This window comes from Ensifer sp. M14, assembly GCF_003355565.1.
In the GTDB taxonomy this organism is placed as follows: Bacteria; Pseudomonadota; Alphaproteobacteria; order Rhizobiales; family Rhizobiaceae; genus Ensifer.
The window spans coordinates 262,021-274,300 of the sequence record NZ_QJNR01000004.1; the positions used below are offsets into that span (position 1 = coordinate 262,021).

The 12,280-nt window shown below is 63.6% G+C and carries 9 protein-coding genes; 6 read left to right on the forward strand and 3 right to left on the reverse strand.

The window, feature by feature from the left end:
- Window positions 1–52 precede the first annotated feature (52 nt).
- On the forward strand, window positions 53–955 hold the full coding sequence (locus tag BLJAPNOD_RS01325) for a cation transporter (protein ID WP_115418651.1): 903 nt from the start codon (window positions 53–55) through the stop codon (window positions 953–955).
- Window positions 956–976: 21 nt separating this feature from the next.
- On the opposite strand, the gene BLJAPNOD_RS01330 is transcribed toward BLJAPNOD_RS01325, so the two are convergent.
- Window positions 977–2,590, reverse strand: coding sequence for an ABC-F family ATP-binding cassette domain-containing protein (locus tag BLJAPNOD_RS01330; protein WP_115418652.1), 1,614 nt, complete (start codon window positions 2,588–2,590; stop codon window positions 977–979).
- 186 nt (window positions 2,591–2,776) lie between these two features.
- Window positions 2,777–2,899, reverse strand: coding sequence for a hypothetical protein (locus BLJAPNOD_RS36345; RefSeq protein ID WP_256372303.1), 123 nt, complete (start codon window positions 2,897–2,899; stop codon window positions 2,777–2,779).
- A 738-nt stretch (window positions 2,900–3,637) separates the two neighbouring features.
- On the opposite strand from BLJAPNOD_RS36345, the gene coaBC reads away from it, so the two are divergent.
- Window positions 3,638–4,858: a bifunctional phosphopantothenoylcysteine decarboxylase/phosphopantothenate--cysteine ligase CoaBC gene (gene coaBC / locus BLJAPNOD_RS01345; protein WP_115418654.1), complete on the forward strand. Its 1,221-nt coding sequence runs from the start codon at window positions 3,638–3,640 to the stop codon at window positions 4,856–4,858.
- A gap of 229 nt (window positions 4,859–5,087) precedes the next feature.
- On the opposite strand, the gene BLJAPNOD_RS01355 is transcribed toward coaBC, so the two are convergent.
- Entirely contained in the window at window positions 5,088–5,894 is an 807-nt protein-coding gene (locus BLJAPNOD_RS01355) for a class II glutamine amidotransferase (RefSeq protein ID WP_077503032.1), read from the reverse strand.
- Between the two features lie 277 nt (window positions 5,895–6,171).
- Between BLJAPNOD_RS01355 and BLJAPNOD_RS01365 the strand changes: the two genes are divergently transcribed.
- The 4 genes from BLJAPNOD_RS01365 to iolD all read left to right on the forward strand — a co-directional run bounded on the left by BLJAPNOD_RS01365 (window position 6,172) and on the right by iolD (window position 12,277).
- The gene (locus BLJAPNOD_RS01365) at window positions 6,172–7,302 is read left to right on the forward strand and encodes a Gfo/Idh/MocA family oxidoreductase (RefSeq protein ID WP_077503033.1); all 1,131 of its coding nucleotides are present in this window, start codon (window positions 6,172–6,174) and stop codon (window positions 7,300–7,302) included.
- Between the two features lie 115 nt (window positions 7,303–7,417).
- Window positions 7,418–8,281: a MurR/RpiR family transcriptional regulator gene (locus BLJAPNOD_RS01370; RefSeq protein ID WP_077503034.1), complete on the forward strand. Its 864-nt coding sequence runs from the start codon at window positions 7,418–7,420 to the stop codon at window positions 8,279–8,281.
- Between the two features lie 115 nt (window positions 8,282–8,396).
- The gene (gene iolC / locus BLJAPNOD_RS01375; protein WP_115418656.1) at window positions 8,397–10,334 is read left to right on the forward strand and encodes a 5-dehydro-2-deoxygluconokinase; all 1,938 of its coding nucleotides are present in this window, start codon (window positions 8,397–8,399) and stop codon (window positions 10,332–10,334) included.
- Window positions 10,335–10,423: 89 nt separating this feature from the next.
- Window positions 10,424–12,277 carry a 3D-(3,5/4)-trihydroxycyclohexane-1,2-dione acylhydrolase (decyclizing) gene (gene iolD / locus BLJAPNOD_RS01380; protein ID WP_115418657.1) on the forward strand — a complete coding sequence of 618 codons (1,854 nt, stop codon included), beginning with the start codon at window positions 10,424–10,426 and terminating at the stop codon, window positions 12,275–12,277.
- Window positions 12,278–12,280: the final 3 nt, after the last annotated feature.

Consider the following 12,280-nt stretch of genomic DNA (forward strand, 5'->3'; position numbering starts at 1 on the left):
CGTCACCGGCACCGCCTATGCACCGCGTCGAAACAGGAGTGAATACAAGATCATGACCACCGCCACCGAACAAACCGTCCTCAAGCGATCGATCGCTGCAACCATCGTCGTCGGTGCGACAGGCGTGCTCTTCGGCCTGTTGTCGGGATCGGTGTCGATCGTGTTTGACGGTGTGTTTTCCGCCGTCGATGCCGCCATGACGCTGCTGGCACTTGGCGTGACGCGACTGATCCCCCGGGAAAGCAGCCGCTTTCAGATGGGCTTCTGGCACATCGAACCGATGGTACTGCTGTTAAACGCCGGCCTGCTCGCCACACTCTCCTTCTATGCGCTGATCAACGCAGTCGACTCGCTGCTGACGGGCGGCCGCGAACTCGCCTTCGACTGGGCGATCGCCTATGCCGCCGTGGTCGTCGTCATCTGCGTCGTTATGTTCTTCTACGGGCGGCGGGCGAACCGTACGATCGGCTCGGAATTCCTGGCGCTTGATATCCGCGCCTGGGCGATGTCCGGCACGATCACTGCAGCCCTGCTCGTTGCCTTCATCGTCGCCGCGATGCTGAAAGGCACAGCTTACGAAAGTTGGACGCCCTATGCCGACCCGGCGATCCTGGTGGTTCTGACACTTTGCCTGATCCCGCTGCCGTTAAAAACCGTCTATGCCGCACTGAAGGAAATCTTCCTGATTGCCCCGGCCGAACTCGACGAAAAGGTGCGCGAGGCCGCGCGCGGCGCAGCAAGCCGCCACGGCTTTGCCGATTATCGCACCTACGTCGCCAAGGTCGGGCGCGCCCGCCTGATCGAGATCTATCTGATCGGATCGGCCGATACCCGGGTGGATAGACTTGCAAGCCTCGATGCGATCCGCGCCGAGATCGGCGAAGAAATTGGCGAAGCCGGGCGCGACCGCTGGCTGACGATCGCCTTCACCGGCGACGTGAAGTGGGCGCAGTAGCCCAACCCCGACCGTCCACCTCTAGCGGGCAGCGGTGCGGCGGCCCTCCGATGTCCCGGACAGATAGACCCGACGCGTAATGCCGATCGCCTCCAGGAACGCCTCGTCGTGGCTGACGACGATAAGTGCGCCGTCGTAAGCCCGCAGCCCCGCCTCCACCGTCTCGATGGAATCGATGTCGAGATGGTTGGTCGGTTCGTCGAGGATCAGGAGCGGCGGCGGGCTGTCGCCACCCAGCACGCAGGCAAGCCCCGCCCGCAGCATCTGGCCGCCGCTGAGACTTGAGACGCGCTGCAGCGCCGCGTCGGCGCGGAACATGAAGCGCGCGAGCGCCGCACGGCAGGCATTTTCACCCGCCCCGGGATTGAGCCGGCGGAAGTTGTCGCGGATCGACATCTCGGGGTCGAGAAGGCTCACCTGTTGATCCAGCATGGCGAAGTCCGTCATCACCTGCACCTGCCCCGACCAGGGAGCAAGTTTGCCAGTGATCAGCGACAGAAACGTCGTCTTGCCCGAACCGTTGCGGCCGATGATTGCCACCCGCTCCGGCCCTGATATCGTCAGCGACAGGTTTGCGAGGACCGGACGGTTAGCGACATAGCCTGCGCTGACATCGTCAACCTGCAGGACAACGCGGCCGGGCGGCAGTCCGGTCGAAGGCAGCCGCACGGAAAACGGCTGCAGGATTTCGATGCGGTCGCGGGCCGTCGCAAGATCGCCGAGCGCCTGGTCGCGCCGGCGTTCGGCAAGGCGCGCATTGTCGCCACCGGTTTTTTCGCTGCCCTCCTTCCGGGCATCCAGCAACAGAAGCGGCTCGTCGCCCTTGGCGCGCTTCCGGCGCCCGGCACTGTCCTTGCGGGCCTTGCGTTCCGCGATCTCCTGCGTCTTGCGGTCGACCTCGGTAAGGCGTCGTTCGGCATCGGCAAGATCGTGCCGGGCAGAGGCGAGTTCGATCGCCTTGCGCTCGCGATAAAGGCTCCAGTTGCCGCCATAGCTGGTGGCGCCGAGAGAGGTGAGCTCGACGATCGTGTCCATCCTTTCCAGCAGTTCGCGATCATGACTGACGACGACGGCGCCGCCGCGCCAACTCGCCATCAGCTCGATCACCGCCTCGCGGCCGGCGCGATCGAGATTGTTGGTGGGTTCGTCGAGCAGGATGAAATCGGGATCGGCAAAGACCAGCGCCGCCAGCTTGGCGCGGGTCAGCTGCCCGCCGGAAAACGATGACAGCGGTGTGCGGACCTTCGCCTCAAGCCCAAGGCGAGCAAGCGCGGTTTCCAGCCGCGTTTCCAGTGTCCAGTCGGCAGTCGACAACTCGTCGATGCTGGCTGTGCCTTCTTCCGCGCGATCGAGAAGTGCCAGTGCATCGGCGATGCCGAAGAGATCGGCAACGGTTTCATGCTCGGCGACCTGCACCGTCTGGCGCAGAACGCCGAGGCTGCCATCGACGGAGACGGTGCCGGCCTGCGGCTGGAGCGTCCCGGCAATCAGCTTCAAAAGCGTGCTCTTGCCGACGCCATTGCGACCGACAAGACCTGATCGGCCTGGGCCAAATGTCAGGTTCAGGTCGGAAAAGAGGCTGCGGCCGTCAGGCGTGGACCAGGTGAGATGGGAGAGTGAGAGAGAGACAGGCATGGATACGGGTTTCCCTGATGGCAAAAGAAGTGGGTTTTGCTGTCAGGTGAAAATCCATCGATGCGTGTATCCTGTCTAAATTTCTATCGCCATAAACATAACGCCGATCGTGTTTTCTTCAAGGCGGTTATGCCGTGAAGTGCCCAGGACTGGTCATTGGCGGCAGTCCGGAGCAATTGCACGGAACTACCAGACGAGACCGTTGAGCGTCATCAGCGCAATCATCAACAGGGCCAGCACAAGGGATGCCTTGATGGCGGCCAGCGTGTAGTCGTAGCGACGAAGGTGCGACGCAAGAGTGTGAAACATGGCATTCTCCCTGGTGTCTGACTGCCCGTCAGCCATGAAGGCTCAGGCCACGCGATCACCTGCGTGCAATTTATCGTCCGGCCGGCTGGCGAAGAACGGGGCGGCTATTGGACGGAACGCGACCGATCTTCGGAACCGATCCGATGCAAATCCGAAAGTCGGGACAGAAGCGTCTCAAGCTCGTCATGACCAAGTGCCGGATAGCGGACCCGCACGACGTCTCGAAAGACATCCTCGATCATCGGGAACTCTGTCGGAAGAATTGGCCGCCCTCGAAATCCGTCGACCGGGTACATGCCGCGATCTCCTCGGCTGGGGCGAAAGCGCAACGATCTCTCAGTCATCGACGCCCGCACGATCGGCCGATGATAAAACGAGTATGCGCCTTCGGTCGGCCGATACCAAGGGATAATCGCCACTCGGAACGGTGGCGGCCAGGCGAAGCGGTAGCGCGGCCTGATTGGATGACGGCTCCGCAAGGCCAAACCGGCGCCACCACGGACGGCTTGCCTGTCCGGCTGAGGCTTGCGATCCTGGGTGTTGCCGCTCCCGACATAACGCCGGAAATGCGCGCGTGCGCCACGTTCCGGCTCGGTGCATTGCGCCCGATGAAACGCTCAAGTAGGGTCGCCGCCAACCGCATGCTTTATCGGCAAACCTGCTGGAAGGATGCTGTCGAACACCATGCTGGACCGGAGAAAACTCCGGTGAAGAAGGCAGCTGAAAGGCCGGGACGCGATGACACTGTCGGGTAAACGCATTCTCCTGATCATCTCCGGCGGCATTGCGGCCTATAAGAGCCTGGATCTCATCCGGCGCCTGCGCGAGCGCGGCGCCAGTGTCCGCCCCGTCATGACGGCGGGTGCACAGCAGTTCGTCACGCCGCTTGCCGTGGGCGCGCTCTCGGCCTCGCATGTCTATCTCGACCTGTTTTCACGCGAGGACGAGCAGGATGTCGGCCATATCCGGCTGGCGCGCGAATGCGATCTCATCATCGTCGCGCCCGCCACCGCCGACCTGATGGCGAAGATGGCGAACGGCCATGCGGACGATCTCGCCTCGACCATCCTGCTGGCCACCGATCGTCCGGTGTTGGTCGCGCCGGCGATGAACCCGAAGATGTGGGGCAATCCCGCCACCCGGCGCAACCGCGCGACGCTTGGCGCCGACGGTATCCGCTTCATCGGCCCGGAAGCCGGCGAAATGGCGGAGAGTGGAGAAACCGGTGAAGGCCGGATGAGCGAGCCGCTGGCGATCGTCGCTGCCGCAGAGACCCTGCTTTCGGGTGGCGCAAAGCCGCTTGCCGGTCGCAAAGCAATCGTCACCTCCGGGCCGACACATGAGCCGATCGACCCGGTGCGCTACATCGCCAACCGCTCGTCGGGCAAACAGGGCCATGCGATTGCCGCCGCCCTTGCCAGACTTGGCGCCGACGTAACGCTGGTTTCCGGTCCGGTGACCATTCCCGATCCCTTGGGGGCGAAAGTGATCCGTGTCGAGCGTGCCGAGGAAATGCGCGATGCGGTGCTCGCCGCCCTTCCCGCCGACGTGGCGGTGATGGTGGCGGCCGTCGCCGACTGGCGGGTGGCCAGTGCTGCGGGCAACAAGATCAAGAAGAAGCCCGGCGAAGCGCCGCCGCCGCTCGAGCTGGCGGAGAACCCGGATATCCTCAAGACGATCGGCCACCATGCCAACAGGCCGAAGCTGGTCGTCGGTTTTGCCGCCGAGACGGAAAATGTTGCCGACAACGGCCGCTCCAAGCTCGAGCGCAAGGGCGCCGACTATATCCTCGCCAACGACGTCTCGCCGGCAACCGGCATCATGGGCGGCGACCGCAACCGGGTGAAGCTGATCTCCGCCGGCGGCAACGACGACTGGCCCGATATGGACAAGGACGCGGTGGCGGAAAAGCTCGCGGCATTGATTGCGGCTGAGCTGGAGCGAAAAGAGCGGGGCTGATCAGGCGGAAGCGAGTAACCAAAGCCCCTCACCCTAACCCTCTCCCCGCAGGCGGCGCGAGGGAAGGTGCCCTGCGGAAGCGAAGCGGTAGCAGCAAACGGATAAGAACGGGGGCGTGCGGCATTGCCCCTTCTCCGCGCCTGCGGGGAGAAGATCGCGGCAGCGGGATGAGGGGCAGCGCCGCGCGGCTACACGGTAGCGTTCACGCAACACACGGAAAAGCAGAAACTCAGGCCGAGCGATACTTCCGCACCGGCGCGCCCTGCGTGGAAAACAGCCGCACGTCGACGCCGTTTTCGCCGACGATCACGGCTGTCCCATCAGGGATTTCGACCCAGGCGCTGTCGTCGTCGTTGAGCGGCTCGGAGACGAGGCAGTAGCCGCCGCTCGGGCCCATGGGGGCCGCATAGAGCGTCGGCGCCTTCCAGTCGGACGCGTAACGCACCGCGTAGAGATCGTGGCCGTCGGAAAAGGCGGCGGTGAAGCGCACCAGCACCTGGCGCTCCAGGTGCGATGCCAACTGTTCGACGAAGGCGAGCGCCTCGGCGATCGCGCCGAGCGGATCATGATCGAGCCCGAACTGCATGGCGAGCAGGAACAACAGCTCCGAATCGGTTGTGCCGGTGCGCGCCGAATAGAGGTCGTTGTCGAGCATGCTTTCCATCGGTCGGCGCAGGTGCTCGAAGTCGCCGATCTGGCCGTTGTGCATGAAGGACCAGCGACCGAAGACGAAGGGATGACAGTTGTCGCGCCGTGTGCCGCCACCGGTCGACGCCCGCACATGGGCAAGGAACAATGGCGAGCGGATCTGGCGGGCGATGCTCTTCAGATTGCAGTCGGACCAGGCGGGGAGAATGTCACGGTAACGGCCGGGCTCCGGGTGGTCGCCGTACCAGGCGATGCCGAAGCCGTCGCCGTTGGTCGCCGTCTTTGCCCGCGTGGCGCAATGGGACTGCTCGATCAGCGAGTGCGCCGGAGAGGTCACCAGTTCCTCGAGATAGAGCGGCTCCCCGCGATAGGCTGCCCAGCGGCACATGCTGACATCACTCCGGTTTCGCCCGCGCTTACGGATGCGATTCGTTAACCATGGGGGATGTTCCGACGAAACATGGTAAAAATGCGTTAACAAATTCATTCCGGGCCCTGGCGAACGTATCTTTGGCGGCCAGGTCGCGCTGTTTCGATCGAAACATGGGCCGCCCGCCCTCCATCGCGCCAAAGACATTTTCGAACAAATATTCCATATTGACAAATCTTGCACATTTCATTTCATTCTAGGCCGCAACGCAGGTCGCTGACCCCGGAGGAATGGCATGAGCAGCAAGAAGAAACTGGGCGTCGGCCTGATTGGCACCGGCTTCATGGGCAAGGCGCATGCGCTCGGCTTCACCATCGCCGCGCGGGTGTTCGACCTGCCGTTCGAGCTCGATCTGGTGTCGGTCGCCGATGTGACCGCCGAGAGCGCCGAAAACGCCCGGCAACGCCTCGGCTTTCGCAAGGCGACGGCCGACTGGCGCGAACTGTTGACCGACCCGGACATCGACATCATCGACATCACCACGCCGAACCTCCTGCACAAGGAAATGGCGCTGGCAGCCATCGCCCATGGCAAACACGTCTATTGCGAAAAGCCGCTGGCACCGACGGTTGCCGACTGCGCCGAAATGGTCGCGGCCGCCGAGAAGGCCGGCGTCGTCACCCAGGTTGGCTTCAACTACCTGAAGAATCCTCTGATCTTTCTCGCCAAGGACATCATCGAAAGCGGCGAGATTGGCGAGATCCGCTCGATGCGTGGCGTGCATGCCGAGGACTTCATGGCGGACGCCTCCGTGCCGTGGGGCTGGCGGCTGAACCCGGCAAGTGGCGGCGGAGCGCTTGCCGATATCGGCAGCCACATCATTGCCTCGATGCGCCACCTCGTCGGGCCGATCCAATCGGTGCTGGCCGAAACCATCATCCAGATCCCTGAGCGCCCCATCTCTGCCGGCGCGAGCGAGATGCGCGCCGTCGAGGTCGACGACATCACCCGCGCCTTCGTTCGTTTCGAGAACGGCGCGACCGGCAGTTTCGAGGCGAACTGGATCGCCACCGGCCGCAAGATGCAGCACGATTTCGAGATCTATGGCTCCAAGGGCAGCATCGTCTTCACCCAGGAACGATTGAACGAGATCCGCCTTTACAAGACCGGCGACGATATCCGCACCCGCGGTTTCCGCACCATCTGGGCCGGCCCGGAGCATCCGCCCTATGGCGCATTCTGCGTCGCCCCCGGCCACCAGATCGGCTTCAACGACCTGAAGGCGATCGAAGTCAACGAGTTCCTGGAGGCGATCGCCAAGGGCAAATCGCCATCGACCGATTTCCGCGAAGGCTACGAAGTCCAGAAGGTCCTGTCCGCCACCTACCAGTCGGCAAAGACCAACGAATGGGTGCAGATCGGCTGAGAACGACGAAATGGAAAAGGCGATAAAAAATGGAACGCCTGTTCTATGCCAGGCATCGCTAATCGATTAGTGTGAGGTCACAAGAGAACACAGGTCACACTGGAGACGGACAAGAATGGCAACGCCTGAAACGACGACGGAGGTCCCGCAGGATTTCGAAGCGCTGAAGGCGGTCATTCTGGAGCGAAAGGCGCAGCTGCCAAAACGGCTGAAGCAGGTGGCCGCCTATTCGCTCGACAATCCCGATGAGATCGCCTTCGGCACCGCCGCAAGCATCGCCACCTCGGCCGACGTCCAGCCGTCGACGCTGGTGCGCTTTGCCCAGCATTTCGGCTTCGAGGGTTTTTCCAGCCTGCAGCAGATTTTCCGTGCCCGGCTGCGCGAACGCACGCCGGGTTACGAAGACCGGCTGAAAGCGCTTAGCGAAAACGAGCACAGCAAACTCGAGAGCGGCTCGATCTTCAACGGCTTCGTCGCCGCCGCCCACCGCTCGCTCGACAACATCGCAAGCTCGGTCGATCCGGAAGCCTTTGAGCGCGCGGTCGATATCCTCGCCAAGGCGGAAACGGTCTATCTGATCGCCAAGCGCCGCTCCTATCCGATCTCCAGCTACATGGCCTACGCCTTCGGCAAGCTGAAGGTGAAATATCAGCTGGTCGGCACCGCCGCCGGGATCGACGACGACATGCTGGCGATGGCCGGCAAGAACGACGCCGCCTTTGCAGTCAGCTTCTCCCCTTATGCCTCCGAAAGCGCCACCCAGGCGCGGATGCTCGCCGAGCGAAAGGTGCCCGTCGTGTCGCTGACCGACTCGGCATTCTCACCGCTCGCCGAATCCTCCAAGGTCTGGTTCGAGCTGGTCGAGGCCGACCATGCCGGTTTCCGCTCGCTGTCGGCCAGTATGGCCTTTGCCATGGCGCTGACGGTCGCGATTGCCGAGAAGCGCCACCGTCTGCTCGAAGAGGCGAAGGCGGAATAGAACGGATAGAATGAAAATTCTATATTGACGAAACGCCGGAATTTATGTTTCATACCTGCATCACCCACAGAACGAGAATGGTCGGGGCCGCAAAGGCGTCCGCGGGGAGGAAGCAGTGAGCCAGAACGTTTCGTCACAGGGAGCAAAGCCGCTCGACCTCATCACCATAGGCCGGGCCTCGGTCGACCTTTACGGCCAGCAGATCGGCACCCGGCTCGAGGACGTTTCGAGCTTTGCCAAATCGGTGGGCGGCTGCCCCTGCAACATCTCCGTCGGCACCGCGCGCCTGGGACTGAAATCGGCGCTTCTCACCCGCGTCGGCAATGAGCAGATGGGCCGTTTCATCCGCGAGCAGTTGACCCGCGAAGGCGTCGAGACCCGCGGCATGGTCACCGACCCGGAACGCCTGACGGCACTCGCAATCCTCGCCGTCGAAAACGACAAGTCCTTCCCGCTCCTGTTCTACCGCGACAACTGCGCCGACAACGCGCTGTGCGAAGACGACGTTTCCGAAGAGTTCATCCACTCGGCACGGGCGATCCTCGTTTCCGGCACGCATTTTTCCAAGCCCAACACCGATGCGGCGCAGCGCAAGGCGATGCGCATCGCCAAGGAAAACGGCGCGAAGATCGTCTTCGACATCGATTACCGGCCGAACCTCTGGGGCCTTGCCGGCCATGATGCCGGCGAAAGCCGCTACATCGCCTCCGATCGCGTCTCCACCCACCTCAAGACCGTCCTTGCCGATTGCGACCTGATTGTCGGCACCGAGGAAGAAGTGTTGATCGCTTCGGGCGAAAGCGATCTGCTGCAAGCGCTGAAGACGATCCGGGCGCTGTCCACGGCGACGATCGTGCTGAAGCGTGGGCCCATGGGCTGCATCGTCTATGACGGCCCGATCTCCGACGATCTCGAAGACGGTATCATCGGCAAGGGGTTCCCGATCGAAGTCTACAACGTGCTCGGCGCCGGCGACGCCTTCATGTCCGGCTTCCTGCGCGGCTGGCTGAGACAAGAACCGCATGCGACCTCCGCGACCTGGGCCAACGCCTGCGGCGCCTTTGCCGTCTCCCGCCTGCTCTGCGCGCCTGAGATCCCGACCTGGACGGAACTGCAGTTCTTCCTGGAGAAGGGCAGCAAGGAACGGGCGCTGCGCAAGGACGAGGCGATCAACCACGTGCACTGGGCCACCACCCGCCGCCGCGAGATCCCGCTGTTGATGGCGCTGGCGATCGATCACCGCAGCCAGTTGGAAGACGCAGCCGCCGGCAACCCGGAGCTTCTTGCCCGCATCCCTGCCTTCAAGGTGCTGGCCGTCAAGGCGGCGGCACAGGTCGCCGCCGGCCGCTCCGGCTTCGGCATGCTGATCGACGACAAATACGGCCGCGACGCGCTTTATGCCGCCGGCGCCCACCGCGACTTCTGGATCGGCAAGCCGATTGAGCTTCCGGGCTCCCGGCCGCTGCAGTTCGAGTTCAGCCAGGATCTCGGCAGCCGCCTGATCGACTGGCCGGTCGACCACTGCATCAAGGTTCTGTCCTTCTACCATCCGGATGATCCGGCCGAGATGAAGGCGACGCAGGTTGCCAAGCTCCGTTCCGCCTTTGAGGCGGCGCGCAAGGTCGGCCGCGAAATCCTGATAGAGATCATCGCCGGCAAGCACGGCAAACTCGACGACCAGACCATTCCGCGCGCACTCAACGAGCTCTACGATGCCGGCCTCAAGCCCGACTGGTGGAAGCTCGAACCGCAGGCAAGCTGCGGCGCCTGGGCGGCGATCGATGCCGTCATCGAAAAGCGCGATCCCCTTTGCCGAGGCGTCGTTCTGCTCGGCCTCGAAGCGCCCTATGAGGCGCTGAAGGATGGCTTTGCGGCGGCCCGCACCTCGAAGACGGTCAAGGGTTTTGCCGTCGGTCGCACCATCTTTGCCGATGCCAGCAAGGCCTGGCTCGGCGGCACGATGACCGACGAGCAGGCGGTCGCCGACATGGCGGGAAAATTCAAGGCGCTGGTGGATCTCTGGCTGCAGCTGGGTGAAACAAAAGCGGCATAGGGTCGGGGACGGTTCTTGGAGCTAATCCGATCTAAGCAATGATGCAGTGGGCGAAACGGGATGATTTCGCCACGAGGAGGAAACAGAGTATGAGCCAGAAGACCGTGCGCCTGACCATGGCACAGGCCGTGGCGCGGTTCCTGACCCGCCAGATGACCGTCATCGACGGCACCAAGGTGCCGATCTTCGGCGGCGTCTTCGCCATCTTCGGTCACGGCAACGTCGCCGGCGTCGGCGAGGCGCTACACGGCATCAAGGATACGCTGCCGACCTACCGCGCCCAGAACGAGCAGGGCATGGCCAATGCCGCCATCGCCTTTGCCAAGGCGAGCTTCCGCCGCCGCTTCATGGCCTGCACCACTTCGATCGGCCCCGGCGCCCTCAACATGGTGACATCGGCGGCCCTTGCGCATGTGAACCGCCTGCCGGTGCTGTTCCTGCCCGGCGATGTCTTCGCCAATCGAAGGCCCGATCCGGTGCTGCAGCAGGTGGAAGGTTTTGCCGACGGTACGATCTCGGCCAATGACTGCTTCCGCCCGGTCTCGCGCTATTTCGACCGCATCACCCGGCCCGAACAGATCATCCCGGCGCTGCGCCGCGCCATGCAGGTGCTGACGGATCCCGCCGATTGCGGTCCGGTGACGCTCTCGCTTTGCCAGGACGTGCAGGCGGAAGCCTATGATTATCCGGAAGCCTTCTTCGACGAGAAGGTCTGGACTTCGCGCCGCATCGAGCCCGATGCCGACGAACTGGCAGCGGCGATCGCAGCGCTGAAGGCGGCCAAGACGCCTGTCATCATCGCCGGCGGCGGCGTGCTTTATTCGCAAGCCAGCAAGGCACTTGCGGCGTTCGCAGAAAAACACGGCATTCCCGTCGTCGAGACCCAGGCCGGCAAATCCTCGCTGCCGCACAGCCATCCGCTCAACATGGGCTCGGTCGGCGTGACCGGCACGTCGGCCTCCAACCAGCTGGCGGAAGCGGCCGACGTCGTACTCGCCGTCGGCTCGCGGCTGCAGGATTTCACCACCGGCTCCTGGGCGCTGTTCAAGAACGAGGGTCTGAAGATCGTTGGCCTTAATATCCAGCCTTTCGATGCCGCCAAGCATGAGGGGCTGCCGCTGGTCGCCGATGCGCGCATCGGCCTCGAGCGGATTTCCGCCGGCCTCGGCAATCACAAGACCGATGCTGCCTGGACCGACAAGGCGAAGGCCGGCAAAGCGGAGTGGTTGAAGGCGGCCGACAAGGCGACAGCCACGACCAATGCGGCGCTGCCATCGGACGCGCAGGTCATCGGCGCGGTCCAGCGCGCCCGCGGCGGAGCGGATACCGTCCTCGTTTGCGCGGCGGGTGGTCTGCCCGGCGAGTTGCACAAGCTCTGGCAGGCGGAAAGGCCTGGCGGCTACCACATGGAATACGGCTTCTCGACCATGGGCTATGAAGTTGCCGGCGGCCTCGGCGCCAAACTCGCCCGCCCCGACAGCGACGTCATCGTCATGGTCGGCGACGGCAGCTACATGATGCTGAACTCCGAGATCGCGTCGTCGATCATGCTCGGTGCCAAGATTACCATCGTGCTGCTCGACAATGCCGGCTACGGCTGCATCAACCGGCTGCAGATGGCAACCGGCGGCGCCAACTTCAACAACTTGCTTGCCGACACGCACCACGTCGAGCTGCCGCAGATCGATTTCGCCGCGCACGCGGCGGCTATGGGCGCGCTAACCCGCAAGGTCGGCTCGATCTCGGAGCTGGAATCGGCGTTGAAGGAGACGGCGGGCGAAGCGCGCACGACCGTCATCGTCATTGACACAGACCCGCTTGTTACCACCGACGAAGGCGGCCACTGGTGGGATGTCGCAGTCCCCGAAGTTTCCGACCGCAGCCAAGTCAACGAGGCCCGCACGGGCTATGAGAAGGCGCTCGCCTCCCAGCGCTTCGGCTGAGAT

Excerpts from the sequence above, each read along its gene's own strand:
- BLJAPNOD_RS01325 (WP_115418651.1), top strand. The coding sequence starts at position 53 with ATGACCACCGCCACCGAACAAACCGTCCTCAAGCGATCGATCGCTGCA.
- BLJAPNOD_RS01330 (WP_115418652.1), bottom strand. The coding sequence starts at position 2,590 with ATGCCTGTCTCTCTCTCACTCTCCCATCTCACCTGGTCCACGCCTGAC.
- BLJAPNOD_RS36345 (WP_256372303.1), bottom strand. The coding sequence starts at position 2,899 with ATGTTTCACACTCTTGCGTCGCACCTTCGTCGCTACGACTACACGCTG.
- coaBC (WP_115418654.1), top strand. The coding sequence starts at position 3,638 with ATGACACTGTCGGGTAAACGCATTCTCCTGATCATCTCCGGCGGCATT.
- BLJAPNOD_RS01355 (WP_077503032.1), bottom strand. The coding sequence starts at position 5,894 with ATGTGCCGCTGGGCAGCCTATCGCGGGGAGCCGCTCTATCTCGAGGAA.
- BLJAPNOD_RS01365 (WP_077503033.1), top strand. The coding sequence starts at position 6,172 with ATGAGCAGCAAGAAGAAACTGGGCGTCGGCCTGATTGGCACCGGCTTC.
- BLJAPNOD_RS01370 (WP_077503034.1), top strand. The coding sequence starts at position 7,418 with ATGGCAACGCCTGAAACGACGACGGAGGTCCCGCAGGATTTCGAAGCG.
- iolD (WP_115418657.1), top strand. The coding sequence starts at position 10,424 with ATGAGCCAGAAGACCGTGCGCCTGACCATGGCACAGGCCGTGGCGCGG.